This is a genomic window from Vibrio sp. R10-SG3-ISO10 (assembly GCF_059834185.1).
Genome location: NZ_JCBDHG010000002.1, coordinates 320,634 through 342,824 on the forward strand (window position 1 = coordinate 320,634; position 22,191 = coordinate 342,824).

The window sequence follows — 22,191 nt, forward strand, 5'->3', positions numbered from 1 at the left end:
ATGTGCTTCATAAGCAATATCAAACATTGTATTACGTTTCAAAACAATTTACTGTCTATTTATACAGTTTACATGATTTTTGTTATGTCTATCCGCAACTTAAAAGACAGTTCCAAAAAGCCTTGGTTATGCGAATGCTATCCAAACGGACGTTCAGGCAAACGAGTAAGAAAACGTTTCGCGACAAAAGGTGAAGCAGCTGCCTACGAGCGGTTTGTCATGCGTGAAGTTGAGGAAAAGCCCTGGGAAGGTGATAAGCCAGATCATAGAAGACTATCTGAGCTTATCGACATTTGGTTTACGCGCTATGGTGCAACGCTCGCTAACGGATCTGTAATTTATAGCAAGCTGCAAAAGATGTGTGATGCTATGGGTAACCCACTAGCTACCCTTCTTAATGCCAAGCTGTATTCAGATTTTCGCAGTCAGCGCATGCATGGGCAAATCAGCTTTGTTGATGACCGTTGGCAAAAAGGCGCACCGAGTATCGCTACGCTGAATTCTGAGTTAGCTAGATTTAAGGCTGTTTTCAGTAAGTTGAAGGAACTGGGAGAATGGAAACTCCCCAACCCTATTGAGGACGTTAAGCCTTTTAAAGATCATGAGCGCAGTATGGCTTTCTTACATAAAGAGCAAATTGCCCTGCTATTGGAATTAGTCGCCTTGCACACTAGAAAGGATATGCTCAAGATAGTTAAGCTTTGCCTTGCCACCGGAGCTCGTTGGAACGAGGCAGCGCAACTTAACGGCTCTCAGCTCACTCAATACAAAGTCACCTATACCAACACTAAAACTAAGAAGAATCGCTCTGTACCTATCTCTGAAGAGCTTTATCACGAGATCTATAAGCCAACCTCAGCTAAGTTGTTCGAAGAGTGCTACACACCCTTCTGCTACATCCTTAAGAATAAGCTCGGCATTACCCTACCCTCTGGCCAGGCTTCGCACGTTCTTCGCCATTCATTCGCCAGCCACTTTATGATGAACGGGGGGAATATTCTTGTCCTTCGAGATATCCTTGGCCATGCAGATATCAGTATGACAATGCGCTATGCGCACTTCGCACCAGATCACCTATCGGAAGCTATCACACACAACCCACTCGCTAACTTGTAGTTGTCGCCACAAAAAATTTTTCGCTGGCTGTCGCCACTTTGTCGCCACTTTACGATTTTCAGGCAAAAAAAGAGCCGCTAAAAGCGGCTCTTAATATTTCGTATTTTCCGAAGAGTTATGAAATTACTCTTTACCGAAAACGTTGTTCTCTTGCTCTTGTACACGGATGAAGGTTGTACGCTTAGTTAGCTCTTTAAGCTTTGCTGCGCCTACGTATGTACAAGTTGAACGAACACCACCAAGGATATCTGAGATAGTGCCATGAACGCTGCCGCGGTATGGCAATAGTACGGTTTTTCCTTCAGCTGCGCGGTACTTCGCCACACCACCAGAGTGCTTGTCCATTGCCGACTGTGAAGACATGCCGTAGAACTTCATGAAAGTTTTGCCGTCTTGCTCGATCACTTCGCCGCCTGACTCCTCGTGGCCTGCAAGCATACCGCCTAGCATAACGAAGTCAGCGCCGCCACCGAAGGCTTTTGCTACATCACCTGCACATGAACAACCGCCGTCACCGATGATCATACCGCCAAGGCCGTGCGCAGCATCACCACATTCGATGATTGCAGAAAGCTGAGGATAACCAACACCTGTTTTAACGCGAGTTGTACATACAGAACCTGGGCCGATACCCACTTTCACGATGTCTGCACCTGCTAGGATAAGCTCTTCACACATATCGCCAGTTACAACGTTACCTGCAGAGATAACTTTGTTAGGGAATGCGGCACGTACCTTTTCTACGTACTCGACTAAGTGCTCAGAGTAACCGTTCGCGATATCAATACAGATGAAGATAAGTTCTTCAGATAGCGCCATGATTTCTTTTGTTTTTTCGAAATCAGCATCTGAAGTCCCCGTAGAAACAAATACGTTATTTAGTGTTTTTTGATCCGCTGATTTCACGAAGTCAGCCCATTGCTCTACGGTGTAATGTTTGTGAATTGCAGTCATCACACCATGTTCCGCTAGGGCCTTAGCCATTTCAAAGCTACCGACTGAATCCATGTTTGCTGCAATTACTGGTGTGCCAGACCATTGACGACCACTATGCTTGAATGTAAAATCGCGGGTTAATTCAACTTGAGAACGACTTTTAAGAGTAGAACGCTTCGGGCGAAATAGTACATCTTTAAAGCCTAACTTAAGTTCTTGTTCGATACGCATGATAAATTTTCCTATAAGCAAATTTACGTGTCGTGCGTTTTCGGTAAACGTTGGCAGACGCTTTACTGAGTTTCGGACACAAAAAAACCGGAGCGTTGGCAGACGCTCCGGTTTTCAGCATTATAGGTCGTGATTTATTTCCCGCAAGACTGATATTTCCAATTTTTTTGTGATACAGTTCGGTTAAGTTGCATACCTAAGTAACTCCTTTCTCAGCAATTATTCGCTCTTCTCCCTTAAAAACAATCACTTAACTCAAAGCTTGCTAACCGTTTGCGCAATCCTTTTCGTCTTTACGCTGTCCAACTTCTGATCGATTGGTTGATTCACTCGTCAATAATCACCTTTAAACTCTAATTTTTACCCTTTCTCGTCAAAAGAATTTTCAAAATTTTTTACGCAAATACAAAAAAAGCAGCCGAAAATGGCTGCTTCTTGAAATTAAAGCGTTTGATTACAGTTTAAAGAATGAAAGCTGAGCTTTCTGTTTTTCTGCTAACGTAGACAGCTCATTGCTCGCACTTGCACTCTGACAAATGCCGGAAACGTTTTGATTAACCAGCTCAGACATATTCACGACGTTGCGGTTAATGTCTTGCGTGACCTGAGACTGCTGCTCTGCTGCGGTTGCAACTTGGGTATTGGCATCATTAATATTCGTTACAGACTCTGTAATACCCTGTAGCGCGCTGTTAGCTTGCAATGATAGCTCATTGTTTTTCTCCAGCATTTCAAGGCTAAGCTGCATGCTATCGTTAGCAAGACCAGACTGCTTCTGTAGCTCTTCAATGATAGCTTGGATTTCGCCCGTTGATTCTTGAGTTCTTGCTGCCAGCATTCGAACTTCATCCGCAACCACTGCAAAACCACGACCAGATTCGCCCGCACGTGCTGCTTCAATTGCTGCGTTTAGTGCTAGAAGGTTAGTCTGCTCTGAAACACCGCGAATAACTTCAATCACATCATTGATTTGTTCAGACTGCTCTTTAAGAGTTAGAACAACTTGCGCAGCTTCGTTTAGTGCATTGCCCATTTGAGCACTTGCTTGACTGCTCTCTTCAAAGATATCCAAGCCAGATTTAGCCAATTGATCGGCTTCACGTGCTGTTGAGTCTGCCATCTGAGCGTTATCACTTACGTTATCTGCGGTGCTAGAAAGCTCGTTGACTGCAGATGCGACTTGCTCAATCTCAGCTAGCTCTTGCTGAGCATTGGCTTGCGCTTGCGTCATCACGGCAGCTAACTCAGTAGAAGCGGAAGCGACTTCCTCACTAATACGGCTTAACTCTTCTACCGTGCTGTGAAGTTGCTCAGCGGTTTGGTTCACATCAGTACTCAGTTGAGAGACTTCATTATCACCATCGACCTTAGCACGAACAGAAAGATCACCATGTGCTAGCTTACGCATCACTTTCTGCAGTTGAAGGATTGGTTTCACAATCATGCCTGAAAGTACCCAAGCGACAGCTAAAGAGGCAACAAGAACAGTAAGTACCATGTACATTGCCATGTTTTTAACTTTTGTGTTTTGCTCAGCGCTATGTTCCATGGCATCGGTCGCGAACTCATTAACTTGTGCAGATAAAGTATTAATGGCGCCGACCATTTGATTGCCAGAGTCACGATACTTAGCGATAAAGCTGTTGTACTCTTGCGCGCTCACTTGGCCGCTGTCTCTTTGTGAAAACAGCTCCACTGCTCGGTGAGAGTATTGTACGTAATCTTCAATAGCACGGCGCACCACTCGTACTTCATCTCTGAATGTGTCGCGACTAGCCATCAAGTCGAGATCTTTTTGAATCTCTTTTAAACTTGTTTTAAGTTCGTTCAAAAACACTTGGCGGCGAGAATCATCGTAAATGGCATACACCGCACTAATACGTAACGGATAAACTTGATCATCTATTTTTGCCAAGGTGTCTTTGTAATACACGAGGGAATCTGTGTTAGAGCTGATAATTTCTTGCTCTGCCTCTAGATTACTTTTGGTGATCCACAATGCGATAAATAGCGCGAACGTTGTGAAGATAACAGGTACTAATACCTGTGTTCGAATAGACAAATTTTTAAGGGACAATTGCATTATTTTTCTCATTCAAGTCGTTGGACTCATCCTTGAAGTGGGAAGATTCCCATAGATAAAGTGCGCGAACTCTAGCACAAGGCGTGATCGAAGTCACATTTGAATTCTGCTTAGTTCGCATTGATTTATCTTGTAAGCTTCAGTTTTACAACAGAAACTTATCATCCATATGCAATTGATTTATAAATTAACTGAATAGCAACCTCTTTGATATAGAACAAAAAAGGCCAAGCTAATGCTTGGCCAATGGGACAGAATTTCAGGCAACTCTGTGATTAGAAATCGTAACGCACACCTAAACGAAGCGTATCTTCACCCGTGTCCTTAAAGCCGTCTGCATCAGCATCTGTCGACTTAATACCGTTGGAGAAGTAAGAAACATAAGTTCGGAAGTTACCGTTGAACTTGTAGTAACCCACGACTTCTACACCATCCGTCGCATCCGCTTTAGTGCCACTTGCCGCTTCGTTTTCTTGATTGGTGTAAACCACCGCAGCAGAGAACTGTTTTGTAAATTTGTATTTCGCAGCAACCTCAAGCGCTTTAAACTCTTTATCGCTTGTGCCTGTTGCTTTGTCATCTAGGTCACCTACTGAGTAAGTCGCGCCTAGGTAAAGTGCGTCTAGTGTATAACCTAGGCCACCAAGGATCTGGTTTTGGCTACCGTTTCCTTTACCTAGATCAGCACCTGAGAACGCTAGACCAACATCTAAACCAAACGGCGCTGAATAAAGACCTGAGATGCTGTAACCGTCAGTGTCTTCATCGCTATTTGCTTGGTAAGTGGCTTGAAGTTGAAACGCATCGAATGCACCACGGTAAGCAAACACGCTGTCTTCTTTGTCGCTTGCAGAGTTAATCACCTGCTGAACACCAGAAAACTCCGAGATATCTGTCAGATCCGATACGATAACGGCAGCCATGTCTTGACGACCAAACGACAGTGCGTGGCCATCAAAGTCTAGACCTGCATACATGTAACGGTTTTCAAACTCATCTTTATCTGTATCTTGCTCAGCTTCATAGACACCAAACGCTGACATGTCCTCAGTAATCTCAGATTTGCCTTTGAGGTTTAGACGTGCACGAGTGCTATCGTCCATCGTGCCTTTAATCTCTGCACCTTTGCTTGTGCCAATGAAGTCACCACGAAACTCTACGCGGCCACCGACTTTCAGCTCAGTACCATCAGCTTTGTACACTGTCGCTGCAAGTGAAGAACCCGATACAAGTGCTGCAAATACTGCAGACGCTGCCACTGCTTTTTTCATCTTATTTACCCTTTACATTTAGAATGAGCTTCTGTGCTCGAACTGTTGATGCGAGATAAATTAGATGGACAGAATGACGTTTTGATTGCTAATCCATTACGATTAAATGTCGATTATATTTATGGTTCATTACAGTAAAATAAACAAAATCAATCAGTTAATTTTAATAAAGACGCAATATAATTGTGTTGGTAACAAGCTTAGCGCTCGTCTTTGGGTGAATCCATGACCACCATAGTAGTGATAGACTGTACTTGAGCGCACTCACCTAATACGTCGGCATGAAACTTCTTGTAGCTTGGTAAGTCTTTGGTCTCAACTCGAAGTAAATACTCATTAGCGCCTGTGATGTTGTGGCACTCAACGACTTCATCAACGAATCTGACGTGTTCTTCGAACTCTAGCTGGGCTTGTTTTCGATGACTGGCAAGGCCGATAGAGACATAGGCGACAAAGCCGACACCAAGTTGGCTATTATCAAGCATGACTCGATAACCTTTAATCACCTCGCGTTTTTCAAGATCTTGGACGCGCCTAAGCGTGGCAGAAGCTGATAAACCAATACGCTCTGCTAACTCGACATTGGAGATTCTTCCGTCTCTTTTGAGTTCTTGCAATATTCTTTCGTCGAACTTATCCATTTCTCACCTTTATTGCGCAATTAGTCCTAGTCATTCGAATAAAAACACATAATTGCGCACTATTCCACCTAATATAGTGGTTGACCGGTCAAGACAAGCGTTACTACGCAATATTATTGCTTTCACGATAGAAATAGGACATCTCATGGAATTCGAACAACTCACTGCTCTTGTGATATTTGCCTTTGTCTCGACCTTTACACCGGGGCCAAATAACTTAATGCTGATGACTTCAGGCGCCAATGTTGGCTATATGCGTACGTTACCTCACATGTGCGGAATCGCATTTGGTTTTGCATTTATGGTCTTGCTTGTCGGGCTTGGCTTGTCAGCGGTGTTTGAAGCGTATCCAATCGCCCACCTTGTATTGAAGTATGTCAGCTTGGCTTATCTTGCCTATTTAGCAGTTAAAATCGCGCTAAGTGGACAAGCAAAAGACGTCGATAATTTTCGCCCTATGACATTCCTAGGGGCAGCCAGTTTTCAGTGGGTAAACCCAAAAGGTTGGTCTATGGCGCTAAGTTCCGTCACTCTATATAGCAATGGTGGCGGATGGATTGAACTACTGATCATTTCAACGACCTTTTTATTGGTCAACTTCCCATCGGGTTCATTTTGGATTTTGGCTGGCCGAGAGCTTCAACGTTGGCTAACAAGCGCTTTACGCATCCGAAGCTTCAATATCTTGATGGCTGTCTTATTGGTTGGCTCCACACTGCCGATGATATAGATGTCAGGAATGTAAATTTGGTTAAAGATACTATCTAACTCTGTTGTGTGCTGTTAACCTAGATGAGAACAAGAACAATTCTCGGGTTAGCACATGAAAAAGCCATCACCAAAGCACGTTACCATATCTTCAACCGAATCTGTCACGCCAAACATGCAGCGCATTACCTTTCAAAGTGATGCGCTAAAAGAGTTTCCAAACAACTGTGAGGGTGGCTACATCAAGCTATTGTTTACGCCTTCTGGTGACACTGACCCACAACAGTTATCAGGCGATGAGCGCCCAGTGATGCGTACTTACACTATTCGTAAGTTTGACGAGCAAGCGGGAACCATTGAGGTCGACTTTGTTAAACACATCACTCATGACCTTAAATGCGGTTTTGCTGCGCGCTGGGCAATGAAGGCTCAGGTTGGTGATTCCATTCATATTGCCGGCCCTGGCACCATACAAGATATGAGCACAGACGCGGATTGGTTCTTCATGACCGCAGACATGACAGCCCTACCTGCCCTATCAGCTAAGATTCGACGTCTCCCAGCTGATGCAAAAGGCTACGCTGTGATTAAAGTTATCTCTGAGCAAGATATTCAACCCATCGAAGCCCCAGAGCATTTTGAAGTCAAATGGATCTTTGAGAATGATGACTTGGCACAAGCGGTTCGCGATCTGCCTTGGTTGACTGGTAGAGCATCCGTTTGGTGTGCATGTGAGTTCGACTCAATGCGTGCGCTGCGTCAGTACTTCCGCAACGAGAAAGAAGTCGAGCGCGAAAACATCTACATTAGCAGCTACTGGAAACAAGGTGTTTCAGAAGACGGACACAAAGTGATTAAGCGCCAAGACGCTGAAGAGCAAGAAGCTTAATTCAAGGTTTTACCATGCAATAAGACCAAGAGACGCCTTCTCTTGGTCTTAATCAAAGTTCTCCGCCAAGAAGTCGATCAGTAAGCGTACTTTTGGTGAGAGATTTCGGTTTTGCGGGTAAAGTGCCCAAATCCCCTCTCGCTCATCACGATACTCTGAAAGCACCTCGACTAATTCTCCGGCCTCTAGCGCTTCTTTCACATAGTGATCCGGGAGCTGCACTAATCCAAGCCCTCGCTTTGCTGCATCAAGCAGTGCGTAGCCCGAGTTACAATGTATTCTTCCTGAAACCCGTATCGATTTTTCACTTTTAGAATCACGAAAACGCCAGTAATCAACTGACCCGACAAGACACTGACGATGGCTAAGTTCGGATAAAGTATGTGGCTCGCCGTACCTTTCTAGATAGCTAGGACTCGCACACACATACAACTGTCGACTCGATAATCGTTTGGCAATTAAGCTCGAATCCTGCAATTTCCCCAAACGAATTGCAATATCAACGCCTACCTCGATCAAATCAAGCTTTTGGTTGGTCAACATAAGTTCTAAGTCGACTTGTGGATAGAGTTCTAAGAATTGGTGTAACAATGGCGCGAGGTTTTGTTCACCGAAGGTGACGGGAGCGGTCACCTTTAGCAAACCTTTAGGTGTCGACTGCATTTGAGTGACTGCAAGTTCAGCCAGTTCTAGACCTTCGACGAGATGCTTACACTGCTGATAATAGAGTTGCCCAGCTTCCGTTACCGAGACTCTACGTGTGGTACGATTGAACAGCTTAACGGCCAGTCTTTCTTCTAACAGAGCGACTTTACGGCTTATTTGCGCGACCGATGTATCGAGCTTCTTTGCTGCAGAGGTGAAAGATTGAGTTTCTGCAACTGCGACAAACTCGCTCACTCCTTCCCAATTTGCCATAGTGATTTCTGTAATATTGTCTTGTTAAACTACGTCATTATTGCAAACCTGTAACAGTAATACCACTTAGCAAAACGCCAAGCCTAGCGCGAATTGGAGTAAAGAACTGTGCTAAAATGTGCTTCTGTTCCAAACATATCAATAACACAGCATGTCGAAACTCAAAATCTCTCTAGGCGCTGCCTTGGTCACTGTTGCCCTTGTTCTCGCTTGGGTTTTTATCCCTACCCATGTCAGGCTCAGTAGCGAAATTCTTAATCAACCCGTTGGTGAGGGGTTCAAGCTCATCGGCCACAAGGCTATCTCGACCAAACCCGAAGATGGCAAACTGAATCACTTCTTTCTAATCGATGAAAACAGTTCGGTAAAAGATGCAACTCCGTTTTTGATCACTTCAGACCCATTCATCAAAGTAAACCATACGGATGAGAACAAGCTTTCAATTACGATTAATGGTCGTGTGAAGCAATTAGACAATGACCTTTGGGTTGAAAGAGCTAATGGTACGGTTCAGCACTGGTTTATTTCGGCGCAGATTAATTACGTTCGCTAGGGTCTGTGGCTTAGTTTTCTAAACTAGAAATATGCTCACAAACAGGTAGAATCACGCCCAATTGATTTTACCTGTAGTGAATACTTTAATGCACCACCCAAACCAGCTTTTCACTCATTTCGATAGTGATATCCAATCGTATCCACTACCCGAGAAGTTTACCTTTCCTTTTTACTACCAGCCTCACCCTCTGTGTGTCCTAGCTGCGCAGCAGCTGCAGCGCCACCTTACTGTACAACAAGCTTGGCATCATGACTTTGGTATTGATGGTAACCCAGAAGGCACGGGTAAGATGTTCGGTGTGCTGCTTGTTCAGTCTCCTGAAGGCGAAATAGGCTATTTCTCTGCGTTTTCTGGCAAAATCGCCGATCAAAATTTATTGCCCGGTTTTGTTCCACCTGTGTTTGATATGTTAGCGGAAGAGAGCTTCTTTCGAACAGATCTCGCTGAGATCACTGAGCTCAATCAAGCAGTTAAAGTAGAGCAATCCAACCCAGAATTTTTGCAGCTTAAAGAAGCATTAAGTCAACTGGAACAAGGTTATGCAGAGGCAGAGCAAGAGCAACGTGACGCGATTATTGAAGGGCGCGCTAAGCGAAAAGAACAGAGAAAACAAGGCGAAGCCAACCTCGACTCTAGCCAACTTGATGCCCTACTCATTGAATTGAGTAAACAAAGTGTCGCTGAGAAAAACGTCCTTAAGTACTTAAAGTTAGAGTGGGAAGAGAAAATCGCTAGCGTCAGCTCAAAACTAAATGAACTGACAATGTCACTCAACGCCTTAAAAGAGAAACGTAAACAACTCTCTAATGCTTTGCAGAACAAGCTTTTTGAGCAATACCGTTTCTTAAACATTCGCGCTGAAGAACGGTCTCTAAAATCAATCTTTGCACCCACTACCTCTCCTGTTCCACCAGCAGGAGCAGGTGAATGTGCAGCACCTAAGCTACTCCACTACGCCTTTAAGCATGGTTTTAAGCCGCTAGCACTGGCTGAGTTTTGGTGGGGCGTTTCACCCAAATCTGAAATTCGTCAGCACACTAAGTTCTATCCTTCGTGTAACAGTAAATGCCAGCCGATCCTTGGACATATGCTTGAAGGCATGTTGGTTGACGACAATCCTCTCGAAGAAAATTGGGCGGAAGATAAAGAACTAGAGATCTTATTTGAAGATGACGCGATGGTTATCGTCAATAAGCCTTCTGGGTTGCTATCTGTACCGGGAAAAACCATCACAGATTCGGCCTACACCCGACTTCAAGAGCGTTACCCTGATGTCGAAGGGCCTTTCGTCATCCATAGACTTGATATGGCAACGTCTGGTTTACTGGTGTTTGCCTTAACCAAGCGCGCCAATAAAAGTTTGCAAAAGCAGTTTATCTCTCGCAGCGTGCAAAAACGTTACGTCGCTTTACTTGAAGGAGCAGTCTCTGAGTCTAGTGGTGAAATAGATCTGCCAATGCGTGGTGACCCGGTCGATCGCCCTCGCCAATTGGTCTGCTTTGAGCACGGTAAGCCCGCGCAAACCTACTGGGAGGAAATTTCTACAATCAATGGTAGAAGCAAACTCTACATGTACCCTAAAACGGGTCGTACTCATCAACTCCGAGTACATTGTGCTCACCACTTAGGACTTAACCTGCCTATGGTTGGCGACACCTTGTATGGCGAAAAAGCAGAGCGATTGCATTTGCATGCCGAGCGATTGGAGCTCGAACATCCCTACTCAAAACAACCTATGACCTTCGAAGCACCTGAGAGCTTCTAAACTTTCGTTGATTCATATCATCAACCTTTCGTTGGTGATATGAATATCATCAACCTTTCGTTGGTGATATGAATATCAGCAACTATTCTTTAGATACTGACATTCTCTAGAGGATTGCACTATGCTCAAACAAAGCTTCAAGCTCATCGCTTTAATCTTTGCCCTTTCTGTCTCTCACATTTCTTATGCAAATACGGTTAAGCTTGCTAATGGCGAGTGGGCCCCTTATCAATCTAAGTCGCTCAAACAAGGGGGATTTATCACGCAAATTGTACGGGAAGCTTTCGAAGCTGAAGGTTACACCGTAGAGTTTGACTACATGCCTTGGAAACGAGGTTTTGAAGAAGCAAAAGCGGGTAACTATGACGGCTCTCTTATTTGGAGTAAAAACCCAGACCGTGAGCAGCACTTCCTCTATTCCAACCCTGTTATTACTCTGAGTACCGCACTATTTCAACAAAAAGGCAAACCCGTCACTTGGAGTAACCGAGAAGATCTGTCGTCATTAAAAATCGGGGGTGTTACCGGCTATGCCTATGGTATTGAAGATCTAGAAAAAGCTGGAACGGTCAAAATACAGCGTATCGCAAGCGCTGAAAACAACTATAAAAAGCTCAAAGCTGGTCGTTTAGATGTAGTTTTGGAAGACATGGATGTCGGTATGGAAACAGTGACCAAGCTTGGCCTTACTGGCACGATTGAACCCAATGCTAAGATGCTTACAGAGCGAGACTACTTCGTGATCATTTCAAAAAACTCGCCACGTAGCCAAGAACTGTTAGACGCCTTTAATCGCGGACTAGCCAAATTAGAAGCCGAAGGTAAGCTTGAGCAATACAGACAAGCTTCAATTGAAGGTAAATACAAACAGTAATGGATGCATTCACCTATAAAAGAGAAGCTCTAGCATGGTATAGAGCTTCTCGCTGTTAACGACTAATCAGCAGATATTGTCACGAGACGAAGCCGCAATCGCGTCCCACCAGTCATATAGATATAGCGCGAGATAGATAGGAATAAGAGCCCAAAGCAGCGGATCATCAAAAACATGATACGTGGTCCCTATCGCGGCGACGGCCAACAGCATCAACTCTGTAATACCGATAAAGAGCAGCGCTTTAGTCAAATGAACCAAGTAGCGATGAACTGGAAAAGCCAACTGGGTCTTTTGGTAGGTTGCTTCAAAAACCCCAACAATCGCTGCCGCCATCAATAAACCAATCACAGCCAATATCGCAGACTGGTTACCCTTTTCCATTTCCTGCATCGCTTCAAAAGTCAGCTGATACATTAATGGTGCAGCTATGATCAAAACAAATAGCTGTTTGCCTACCACTTCTAGGTAAAACTGTTTGTGGCTCTTACCCATTGATTGTTTTCCTGCATGACATATTAAGGAATTTTATTCATTGAATTATAAAACACCTCAACGATAAAACATAGCGATGAAAAATCATTAATAAGCCAAGCTCTCAGTGCAATTCCTGTGAGGCACGCTCAATTTTTAAGTGGCAACGCTTCTACCTAGTCATTCTATCGTGTAAGACAATCTATTGGCGGAATGAGCGACCAAAAGGAATGAAAGTGATGTCCAAGTTTAGCGCTGCGGTAAAGTGGCAACGTGGCCCAAGTGAAGCCTTCAACGACAATCAATACAGTCGCGCCCATACATGGCATTTTGATGGTGGAATCACTGTACCTGCTTCATCATCACCCCATGTCATTCCACTCCCTCTGTCGGTAGAAGAAAACGTCGACCCAGAAGAAGCCTTTATCGCCTCCATTTCAAGTTGTCATATGCTGACCTTTCTTGGCATTGCTGCGAAACGCCGCTACATCATAGACAGCTATACCGATGAGGCCGTAGGTTTTCTCGAAGAAGACTCATCAGGTAGAAGCTCCGTCACACAAGTCATACTGCGCCCGAAGATCGACTTTAAAGGTGAAAAGCAACCCTCCTTGGAACAACTCGAAAAGCTACATCACCTAGCACATCAACACTGCTTTATCGCAAACTCCGTGACAACAGATATCACAACCGAAATTGTCCAAATGGGCCACTAATGAAGAAACTATTTCTTATCGCTACCTTTATCGGCTTCGGTATCTTTGTCGTTGTAGGTCAACAATCAAAACTTTTCGGTTCAAACAATCCAGATACTTTCCCTAAATTGCCTTCACAACCAGATTTTACTGTTTCACACGAGTTTGATGGACAATGGATAGGTCGAAGAGTCGACGTAAGCGGCAACAATATGTGCTCAAAGACCACTATCACTGGCACCGTAGCTGAAGGATTTGCTCAATTCATTTTGACTTACAATGGCACACCATTAAAAGGCTGGATAGAATCAAGCGAAGGCAGACTTGTACTCTACGCTACCAATAATCAGTGGGATTACCGTTTTACAGGCAAGGCGAGCGGTAACCGAATCTCCGGCGAGTGGCATTTGAAAAACGGTATCTGCAAAGGCAGTTGGTATCTGGAAAAACAAAGCTAATTGTCCCCCCCTTCTTCATGCTACACTCTGCTGCAACTATGGGGTTCTCCCCCTGATTTAATCTAGATTCAGAGTGTAAGCATGTCTTTCTCGAAACTCGGCTTAAGCCAACCTATCACTGATGCTATTTCTCAACTTGGCTATCAAAAACCCACCAATATCCAAACTAAAGCGATTCCTGTCATTCTCCGCGGAGAAGATCTGATCGCCGCTGCACAAACGGGAACGGGTAAAACCGCAAGCTTTGTGTTACCAATTCTAGAGAAACTTAGTCAAGGTGAAACACAACGTAAAAAGCGCATTCGAGCTCTCATTCTGACCCCGACTCGCGAACTAGCGGTTCAGGTTGAACAGAAGATTCAAGATTACAGTCAGCACCTAGCTCTGACTTCTGTCGCCATGTATGGTGGCGTCGACGAACAAGCTCAAAAACAAGCGTTAATCGAAGGTGTGGATATTCTCGTTGCAACGCCGGGGCGTCTGATTGATATGTACGGCAAGCGCGCGGTACATTTTGACGAAGTCGAAGTCTTGGTGCTAGATGAAGCTGACCGCATGCTGGATATGGGCTTTATTGATGATATCAACAAAATCCTTGATCGCTTACCTACAGATATTCAGAACCTTCTGTTCTCTGCCACGCTTTCAAACAAGATTCGAGACCTAGCAAAAACAGCGGTACACGACCCTTATGAGATCTCCATTGCAGCCAATCAAGCCTCGAAGAAGAACATCGAGCAATGGTTGATTACCGTTGATAAAGACAAGAAATCTGCCCTACTGAGCCATCTAATCAATGAGAATGATTGGGACCAAGCGCTGATATTTATCGAAACAAAACATGGCGCTGCTAAGCTCGCCTCTCAGCTCGAAAAACGTGGCATTATGGCCGAAGCATTCCACAGCGGCCGTAGCCAAGCGGTTCGTTCAAAACTGCTGGAAGACTTCAAAGCTGGTAAGATTAAGTACATGATCGCAACAGGGGTTGGCGCTCGCGGTATCGATATTGAAGGTTTAACGCGTGTGATTAACTATGATTTACCGTTCCCTGCCGATGAGTATGTACACCGTATTGGACGTACAGGTCGTGCAGATGCACAAGGTGAGGCAATCTCCTTTGTATCCAAAGACAACTTCAAAAACCTTTGCATGATCGAATCACGCTTGGGCCATCTCATTGAACGCCGTGAAGTTGAAGGATTCGCCCCACGAAAACCTGTACCCATTTCAATTTTGAATTATGTACCTAAGCACAAACGTCAGCAAAAGGAAGATTAAATGACCGCCCCAACAAAAATCACCTTCTTCGAGTTTCTGACTCCGTTAGTCGCCTCAGGTAAAAAGACCATTACGATTCGCGATGAATCAGAGTCTCACTACGTGCCAGGCACCACGGTTGAAGTTTTCACCCTAGAGACTGATGAAAAAGTGTGTGAGGTGAAAATCTTGTCTGTGAAACCACTGCACTTTGACGATATTAACGAGTTTCATGCCAAGCAAGAGTACATTGAACTGCCTAAGCTGAAAAAGTTAATTCGAGAAATCTATCCTAACACGGACACCTTGTTCGAAATTAGCTACGAGCTAGTCTAAATCAAATGCCCGCAGACACCCTCTGCTTCTGCGGGCATTAAAAACTTGATTCTCTCTTCCAAACCCTTCACTTCTCCTCCTTTTTTTTATTATGCAGCTAAACTTATATAGGAAAAATGTTTAATTGAATCAATAACCTTATATTGTGTGTGGTATCAATGTCAGCTTCTCTACATCGATTTCAGTACTTACCCATCGTTGCCTTAGCTATTTCAATGATTATTGGTGGCTACTTTTTCCATACTACGCTGGCCGATTGGACTAAGCGTATTGTAAGTGGCTACATGTCTGGCTTGCTTGATGACGTCGCGCACCAAATCCACGAAAAGAAACTCGACCTCTATGATATGGAGCAACCAGAAATCGATGTTTTTATTGATAACCTATCTCAATCACGTTTTGGACAAAGATTTACCATCATACATAGCAGCGGTAAGGTGCTTGGAGACTCGCAGCTTTCAAATAGAGAGATTAACACACTTGATGACCATAGTAATCGCCCAGAAGTCGTTGAAGCACTAGCTGGCAAACTGGGGATATCAAAAAGGTACAGCGAATCTATCAATCAAGATTTACTCTACGTGGCGAAGCTTCTTGAACTTCCACCCGATGAGCATGGACATGACACAAAATATGTCATACGCCTCGCAATGCCACTTACAGCGCTTACAGCAATGACACTGGATCTCGAATTAATTGTCGATGCCTTAATGGCCGCTTCCTTTATCGTACTCATCGCCTCTTCTTGGTTCAGTCATCGAAGAATCTTTGCCGTGGTCAACCATGAACGTCAACAACAGGAAATGCGGATTGCAAAGAGTACCCGTGAGATTGAACTGCTACACCAACTCGCCAATATGCTTGCAGCATGTAATAGCATTAAAGAAGCGCAGGTTGTTGTCGCAGATATCATCCCTAGGCTACTCGGCGACATTAATGGCAGCGTGTCGATCATGCGCGAGTCACGTAACCAACTCGAGATGAAGCTCGACTGGGGCGGCGAATGGCCCGCGAGTAAAGTGTATGCACCAAATGATTGCTGGGCACTCCGAAAAGGTAAGTTTCATCTATCTCATGAAAAGCATCACAACTTAGTCTGCACTCATATGAGTGGCTTGGAGGAAGACGGAACGACGTTGTGCGTTCCTCTTACCGCACATGGGAACACTGTCGGTATGTTCCATCTCTATTTTGGTGTCCAATCTGAGCAAGTCAGCGAAGAAACCAAGCAATTAGCCTTTACTCTCGCTGAGCACCTTGGATTAGCGCTGGCTAATTTAAGCCTACAGGAAAAATTACGTTCGCAAGCGATGCGAGATCCGCTTACTGGCTTGTTCAATAGACGCTACTTTGAGGAAGTTTTTGACAAAGAATGGTCCAAAGCAGAGCAAGACCATGCTGAACTGTCACTGCTAATGCTCGACCTTGACCATTTTAAGCGTTTTAACGATAACTTTGGTCATGATGCGGGAGATTACGTATTAAAAGAGGTGTCTGCTTTGCTCAATCGCTCAATCGAAGAGAATCAGGTCGCTTGTCGACTGGGCGGTGAGGAGCTGGCGATTATCTGCCCTGAGACGGGTAAAGACGAAGCGCTTAAACTGGCTAACCTTATCGTCGAATCAGTGAGAGAGCTGCACTTGGACATGAAGGGTCTCTCCTTAGGACAACTCGGCGTTTCTATCGGTGTGACCACATTCCCAGAGCTAAATGCATCTACCACTGAGTTGGTTAAAGCAGCAGACACCGCGCTTTATCAAGCTAAAGAGCAAGGGCGTAGCCAAGCTATCCATACTCATACCAATGTTGAGAAAGCGCCTACTGCAACCATCACAGATATACTGCCTCGAAAACCTTAACCACACATTCATCACTCGTAGTCTGTTAGCTCAGATTATGAGTGGTGCTTTACCAGTTTATTTACCACGCTCCCCTACACCAACAATTGCAGCTTAAATTAGCTACAAACACGCACTAGACGACTGGTCTAATTTAATTTATAGTGCACCTCATGAAAGAAAAAACGAACGATACTCGCCAGCATATACTCGATGTGGGCTATGAATTAGTGGTGACCAAAGGCTTTACGGCTGTTGGTTTGTCGCAACTATTAAAAGCCGCGGATGTACCCAAAGGCTCTTTTTATCACTACTTCAAGTCTAAGGAACAGTTTGGTGAAGCCTTAATCGAAGACTACTTCAGAACCTATCTTGCGCGACTTAACGCATTTTTTAACTCTGACGACGGTAATGCTAACGAGCGATTAATGGGTTATTTCTCACGCTGGCTTGAAGTGGAAAACGGCGTATGTAATGCCAATCGCTGTTTAGTCGTAAAGCTCAGCGCAGAGGTTTCAGATTTGTCAGAGACTATGCGCGTCGCTTTAGCAACAGGTGCAGGTCGGATCATTGAATCGATCGCTCAATGCATTCAAGCTGGTATTAAAGATGGCTCGATATCAGCGGTAAATCCTCATGCAACAGCGACACAGCTATATCAACAGTGGCTTGGCGCAAGTTTACTTAACAAGCTGGTTCAAGATCATACCCACCTTGAGCACAGCCTAGAAACAACCAAAGCACTACTAAAGACTTAAGATCAACCAAACAAGAACAATTCCCGTAGTTGAAATGTCCTACGGTAATTTTTTGAAACAGCAACTAGACGACTGGTCTAATAATAGGAAAATAACTCAATGACTAATAACGTAAACCGACGTATTGTACTTGCCTCTCGCCCTACAGGTGCCCCTTTAGCTGAAAACTTCCGCCTAGAAGAGTCTGAGAAACCAGTACCACAGCAAGGCGAAATGTTGCTTCGCAGCGTCTATCTATCTCTGGATCCCTATATGCGTGGTCGTATGAGCGATGCTAAATCCTACGCTGATCCTGTTGCCCTAGATGAAGTAATGGTTGGGGGAACAGTATGCCAAGTTGAAGCTTCAAACCATCCAGATTACGAAGTTGGTGAATGGGTATTGGCCTTTACTGGTTGGCAAGACTACGGCATCTCAGACGGTGAAGGGCTGATTAAAATGGGCAAAAATCCTGCTCACCCATCTTATGCGCTTGGTGTAATGGGGATGCCTGGTTTTACCGCTTATATGGGACTGCTTGATATTGGCCAGCCTAAAGCAGGTGACACTCTTGTTGTCGCTGCGGCAACCGGGGCTGTAGGCTCTATGGTTGGTCAAATTGGTAAGCTAAAAGGCTGCCGCGTTATCGGTGTGGCCGGTGGTGAAGAAAAGTGCCGTTACGCAGTCGAAAAGTTGGGTTTTGATCTTTGTCTCGATCACAAAGCAGATAACTTCGAACAGCAATTAGCAGCAGCGTGTGATCACGGTATCGATATCTATTTTGAGAACGTGGGTGGCAAGGTGTTCGATGCTGTTATGCCGCTACTCAACACAGGGGCTCGCGTTCCTCTGTGTGGCCTTATCTCTCAGTACAACGCTACTTCTTTGCCTGAAGGTCCAGACAGAATGTCGATGCTGATGGCCCAGCTTTTGATCAAACGAATCAAAATGCAGGGATTCATTATTTTTGACGATTATGGGCACCGCTACGGAGAGTTTGCATCAGATATGGGTCAATGGCTTGCCGAAGGAAAAATTCATTACCGTGAGCACCTCGTAGAAGGCTTTGATAAGGCTCCTGAAGCATTTATCGGCCTATTAGAAGGTAAGAATTTTGGCAAACTGGTTATCAAGACCAACGACGCACTATAAGGAACTAACATGATTAAGTTACACCATTTAAATCAATCTCGTTCCAAGCGTATTATCTGGTTGCTTGAAGAGCTCGGCGTAGACTATGAGATCGTTCCTTATCGTCGTGATAGTGTGACATTTCTAGCTCCGCCAGAGCTAAAGTCTATTCACCCACTAGGGAAGTCTCCGGTTATTGAAGAAGCAGGGAGAGTGATCACTGAGTCGGGTGCTATTACAGAGTATCTGATAGACAAATACGCGGCAGATACACTGGCGCCGGCAAGAGGAACCGACGACCACTTAGATTATTTACAATGGCTTCACTTTGCTGAGAGCTCCGCAGCTCTGCCGTTGTTACTGAAGGTTTTCGTTGAAAAAGATGGCGCTGCGATGAATTTCTTACCTGATTACGCGGCAATCGAACTGGATAAAGTGATGAGTTATGTTAATCAACGACTTGAAGGTAAGCGTTACCTAGTTGCTGACAAACTCACTGGTGCCGATATTATGATGTCTTTCATCGTCGATATTCTCACCAACTTTGGTTTGCTAGAGCGTTATTCCAATATCACTCGCTATGCAGAGCAACTCGCTAGCCATGAAACATGGCAAAAAGCGCAGCAACTAGAAATCAAGTTCTCATAACCTGTTCGCTTTCAAGCTGCCAAACTCAGTTTGGCAGCCTATTACCCAGCCTTTATGTTCTATTTATTCTCCTAGCATCCCTCAAGATAGAAATTATCTATCGATAACATAGCTACAATCAGTTTTATATCTAAGCCCCTGCCAACTATTCTCTGTCGTAGATAAACAGTCCTGCAAGACTTGTTAAACATGAACAATTCGACTGTCACCGACAAAACAAGAATCAACCAGACAGTTGAAAGTACGCGACACTAAGGAGCAAAATCATGGAACACAAAAATGGTAACAATGGCGGTCAGTGCCCAGTAATGCACGGCGGCGCAACCTCTTCAAATTCATCCAATGTAGCTTGGTGGCCAAATGCGCTTAACCTCGACATCCTTCATCAACACAACCAAAAAACTAATCCATTGGGCGCTGATTTTAACTATCGAGAGCAACTAAAAAAGCTAGATGTAGACGCGCTTAAAAACGATCTGAAAGCATTGATGACGGACAGCCAAGATTGGTGGCCTGCAGACTGGGGACACTACGGCGGCTTGATGATTCGTATGGCATGGCACTCTGCTGGTACGTATCGCATTGGCGATGGTCGCGGCGGCGCGGATACAGGTAATCAGCGTTTTGCTCCTCTTAACTCTTGGCCAGATAACGGTAACCTTGATAAAGCTCGCCGCCTACTTTGGCCAATCAAACAAAAATATGGCAATAAAATCAGCTGGGCTGATCTTATGATTCTTGCGGGTAACATGGCCTATGAATCAATGGGATTAGAGACATTTGGTTTTGCCTTCGGCCGTGAAGATATCTGGCATCCAGAAAAGGACATCTACTGGGGTGCAGAGCAAGAGTGGCTAGCCACCAGCGATTCAGATAACAGTCGTTATTCTGGTGAACGCGATTTAGAGAATCCACTAGCAGCTGTGATGATGGGACTTATCTACGTCAATCCAGAAGGTGTCGACGGTAACCCAGATCCACTTAAAACAGCCCAAGACATGCGCGTGACTTTTGCACGTATGGGGATGAACGATGAAGAAACCGTTGCCCTTACCGCGGGTGGACATACTGTCGGAAAAGCACACGGTAACGGCGATGCGTCAAAACTAGGTGCGGAGCCTGAGCGTGCAGAATTAGAAGAGCAAGGCTTAGGATGGAACAACCATACCTCTCGCGGTGTCGGTCGCGATACGGTGACAAGTGGTATCGAAGGTGCTTGGACAACCAATCCTACACAATGGGACAATGGCTACTTCCACTTGCTGCTGAATTACGATTGGTGGCTACAAAAGAGCCCTGCTGGTGCTTGGCAATGGGAACCAACCCATATTGAAGAGCACGATAAGCCTGTCGATGTTGAAGACCCAAGTATCCGTCATAACCCAATCATGACTGACGCGGACATGGCTCTACGATTTGATCCTGACTATCGTAAAATATCCGAGCGTTTCCACAACGATCCAGAGTACTTCTCAGAAACCTTTGCCCGTGCATGGTTCAAGTTGACTCACCGCGATATGGGACCAAAATCTCGCTACTTTGGTCCAGACGTTCCAGCTGAAGAACTAATTTGGCAAGACCCTGTTCCAGTAGGGAAAGCTGACTATGACGTTGCGGCAGTAAAAGCCAAAATCGCTCAAAGTGGCTTAAGCATCAGTGAGATGGTCTCTACGGCATGGGATAGTGCACGCACCTTCCGCAATTCCGATAAACGTGGCGGTGCCAACGGCGCACGTATTCGCCTTGCACCTCAAAACCAATGGCAAGGTAACGAGCCAGAGAAGCTGGCTAAAGTGTTACCAATAGTAGAAAGCATTGCGAATGAGTTCGGTATTAGCGTTGCAGATACCATTGTTTTAGCTGGCAACGTCGGGATTGAGCAAGCGGCTAAAGCTGGTGGCATAGATATTTCGGTTCCTTTCGCTGCTGGTCGTGGTGACGCAACCGCAGAACAAACTGATATCGAATCATTTGAGGTTCTTGAACCTGTGGCTGACGGCTTCAGAAACTGGCAGAAGAAACACTACGCTGTCAGCCCAGAAGAATTGATGCTAGACCATGCTCAATTGCTCGGCCTAACCGCACCTGAAATGACAGTACTAATCGGTGGTATGCGAGTACTCGGTACAAACCATTCAGACACTCAACATGGTGTATTCACGGACAAGGTTGGAACACTCACCAACGACTTCTTCGTTAACTTGACGGATATGCGTTATACGTGGAAGCCAACAGGTCGTAACTCATACTCGATTATCGAGCGCAGTAGCGGTGAGGAAAAGTGGACTGCAACACGCGTTGACTTAGTATTTGGCTCTAACTCAATCCTGCGAGCTTACGCTGAGGTTTACGCACAAGACGATAACAAAGAAAAGTTTGTTCAAGACTTTGTCAATGTATGGACTAAGGTCATGAACGCAGACCGTTTCGATTTAAAACGGTAACTTGAATCGCCTCCACTCTCTTCAGCGAGTAGTGGAGGCACAAACGAACTATTGAAAGCGGTTAATCGCTTGGAAAAATCGCCCAAGTTGCACTAGTTTTAATGATGTAACCAAAATTAAGAAATGAGGCGCATATAACGCCTCATAATCTATAAAGTAAGTGTTACCAGTGAGGAGAGTTGGTT

General features: G+C 44.9%; 21 protein-coding genes. 15 read left to right on the plus strand and 6 right to left on the minus strand.

Annotation, left to right across the window (positions count from 1 at the left end; translation table 11 throughout):
• Positions 1 to 84 precede the first annotated feature (84 nt).
• On the plus strand, positions 85 to 1,116 hold the full coding sequence (locus AC6R16_RS02235; RefSeq protein ID WP_500673439.1) for a phage integrase: 1,032 nt from the start codon (positions 85 to 87) through the stop codon (positions 1,114 to 1,116).
• Positions 1,117 to 1,239: 123 nt separating this feature from the next.
• Here AC6R16_RS02235 and AC6R16_RS02240 read toward each other — a convergent pair whose 3' ends face one another.
• From AC6R16_RS02240 to AC6R16_RS02255, 4 genes are all read right to left on the minus strand, one after another.
• Entirely contained in the window at positions 1,240 to 2,283 is a 1,044-nt protein-coding gene (locus AC6R16_RS02240) for a GMP reductase (protein ID WP_004746952.1), read from the minus strand.
• Between the two features lie 454 nt (positions 2,284 to 2,737).
• Positions 2,738 to 4,366 (minus strand): methyl-accepting chemotaxis protein, encoded by a 1,629-nt coding sequence (locus AC6R16_RS02245; protein WP_500673440.1) that lies wholly within the window; start codon positions 4,364 to 4,366, stop codon positions 2,738 to 2,740.
• Positions 4,367 to 4,641: 275 nt separating this feature from the next.
• Positions 4,642 to 5,637: a porin gene (locus AC6R16_RS02250; protein WP_500673441.1), complete on the minus strand. Its 996-nt coding sequence runs from the start codon at positions 5,635 to 5,637 to the stop codon at positions 4,642 to 4,644.
• A 200-nt stretch (positions 5,638 to 5,837) separates the two neighbouring features.
• Complete coding sequence (locus AC6R16_RS02255; RefSeq protein ID WP_004746945.1) at positions 5,838 to 6,278, minus strand: Lrp/AsnC family transcriptional regulator; 441 nt, start codon at positions 6,276 to 6,278, stop codon at positions 5,838 to 5,840.
• A 145-nt stretch (positions 6,279 to 6,423) separates the two neighbouring features.
• Here AC6R16_RS02255 and AC6R16_RS02260 point away from each other — a divergent pair, with 145 nt between their 5' ends.
• Together AC6R16_RS02260 and AC6R16_RS02265 are read left to right on the plus strand one after the other, a co-directional pair.
• Entirely contained in the window at positions 6,424 to 7,008 is a 585-nt protein-coding gene (locus tag AC6R16_RS02260; RefSeq protein WP_500673442.1) for a LysE family translocator, read from the plus strand.
• Between the two features lie 93 nt (positions 7,009 to 7,101).
• Positions 7,102 to 7,875, plus strand: coding sequence for a siderophore-interacting protein (locus tag AC6R16_RS02265; protein ID WP_500673443.1), 774 nt, complete (start codon positions 7,102 to 7,104; stop codon positions 7,873 to 7,875).
• Between the two features lie 48 nt (positions 7,876 to 7,923).
• Here AC6R16_RS02265 and AC6R16_RS02270 read toward each other — a convergent pair whose 3' ends face one another.
• Positions 7,924 to 8,793 carry a LysR family transcriptional regulator gene (locus AC6R16_RS02270; protein WP_500673444.1) on the minus strand — a complete coding sequence of 290 codons (870 nt, stop codon included), beginning with the start codon at positions 8,791 to 8,793 and terminating at the stop codon, positions 7,924 to 7,926.
• Positions 8,794 to 8,944: 151 nt separating this feature from the next.
• Between AC6R16_RS02270 and AC6R16_RS02275 the strand changes: the two genes are divergently transcribed.
• The 3 genes from AC6R16_RS02275 (at position 8,945) to AC6R16_RS02285 (ending at position 11,988) form a co-directional block, all read left to right on the plus strand.
• Positions 8,945 to 9,346 (plus strand): hypothetical protein, encoded by a 402-nt coding sequence (locus AC6R16_RS02275; protein WP_500673445.1) that lies wholly within the window; start codon positions 8,945 to 8,947, stop codon positions 9,344 to 9,346.
• Positions 9,347 to 9,434: 88 nt separating this feature from the next.
• Positions 9,435 to 11,114, plus strand: a complete 1,680-nt coding sequence (locus AC6R16_RS02280; RefSeq protein ID WP_500673446.1) for an RluA family pseudouridine synthase — start codon at positions 9,435 to 9,437, stop codon at positions 11,112 to 11,114.
• Positions 11,115 to 11,235: 121 nt separating this feature from the next.
• Complete coding sequence (locus AC6R16_RS02285) at positions 11,236 to 11,988, plus strand: substrate-binding periplasmic protein (protein ID WP_500641277.1); 753 nt, start codon at positions 11,236 to 11,238, stop codon at positions 11,986 to 11,988.
• Between the two features lie 66 nt (positions 11,989 to 12,054).
• On the opposite strand, the gene AC6R16_RS02290 is transcribed toward AC6R16_RS02285, so the two are convergent.
• Positions 12,055 to 12,483 carry a hypothetical protein gene (locus AC6R16_RS02290; RefSeq protein WP_500641278.1) on the minus strand — a complete coding sequence of 143 codons (429 nt, stop codon included), beginning with the start codon at positions 12,481 to 12,483 and terminating at the stop codon, positions 12,055 to 12,057.
• Positions 12,484 to 12,701: 218 nt separating this feature from the next.
• Here AC6R16_RS02290 and AC6R16_RS02295 point away from each other — a divergent pair, with 218 nt between their 5' ends.
• The 9 genes from AC6R16_RS02295 to katG all read left to right on the plus strand — a co-directional run bounded on the left by AC6R16_RS02295 (position 12,702) and on the right by katG (position 22,006).
• Positions 12,702 to 13,178 (plus strand): OsmC family protein, encoded by a 477-nt coding sequence (locus tag AC6R16_RS02295; protein ID WP_500673447.1) that lies wholly within the window; start codon positions 12,702 to 12,704, stop codon positions 13,176 to 13,178.
• Positions 13,178 to 13,615 carry a hypothetical protein gene (locus tag AC6R16_RS02300; protein ID WP_500673448.1) on the plus strand — a complete coding sequence of 146 codons (438 nt, stop codon included), beginning with the start codon at positions 13,178 to 13,180 and terminating at the stop codon, positions 13,613 to 13,615. Before AC6R16_RS02295 ends, AC6R16_RS02300 begins: the two co-directional genes overlap by 1 nt.
• Positions 13,616 to 13,696: 81 nt before the next feature.
• Positions 13,697 to 14,893 carry a DEAD/DEAH box helicase gene (locus AC6R16_RS02305; RefSeq protein WP_500673449.1) on the plus strand — a complete coding sequence of 399 codons (1,197 nt, stop codon included), beginning with the start codon at positions 13,697 to 13,699 and terminating at the stop codon, positions 14,891 to 14,893.
• Positions 14,894 to 15,208, plus strand: coding sequence for a N(4)-acetylcytidine aminohydrolase (yqfB, locus tag AC6R16_RS02310; protein WP_500673450.1), 315 nt, complete (start codon positions 14,894 to 14,896; stop codon positions 15,206 to 15,208). It abuts the gene before it with no gap.
• Between the two features lie 158 nt (positions 15,209 to 15,366).
• Positions 15,367 to 17,067, plus strand: a complete 1,701-nt coding sequence (locus tag AC6R16_RS02315) for a diguanylate cyclase (RefSeq protein ID WP_500673451.1) — start codon at positions 15,367 to 15,369, stop codon at positions 17,065 to 17,067.
• 152 nt (positions 17,068 to 17,219) lie between these two features.
• Positions 17,220 to 17,804, plus strand: coding sequence for a TetR/AcrR family transcriptional regulator (locus AC6R16_RS02320; RefSeq protein ID WP_500673452.1), 585 nt, complete (start codon positions 17,220 to 17,222; stop codon positions 17,802 to 17,804).
• Positions 17,805 to 17,903: 99 nt separating this feature from the next.
• A complete protein-coding gene (gene curA / locus AC6R16_RS02325; RefSeq protein ID WP_500673453.1) occupies positions 17,904 to 18,935 on the plus strand; it encodes an NADPH-dependent curcumin/dihydrocurcumin reductase in 1,032 nt (343 codons plus the stop codon).
• A gap of 9 nt (positions 18,936 to 18,944) precedes the next feature.
• Positions 18,945 to 19,562 (plus strand): glutathione S-transferase family protein, encoded by a 618-nt coding sequence (locus AC6R16_RS02330; protein ID WP_500673454.1) that lies wholly within the window; start codon positions 18,945 to 18,947, stop codon positions 19,560 to 19,562.
• 266 nt (positions 19,563 to 19,828) lie between these two features.
• A complete protein-coding gene (gene katG, locus AC6R16_RS02335; protein WP_500673455.1) occupies positions 19,829 to 22,006 on the plus strand; it encodes a catalase/peroxidase HPI in 2,178 nt (725 codons plus the stop codon).
• The last annotated feature ends 185 nt before the right edge of the window (positions 22,007 to 22,191 follow it).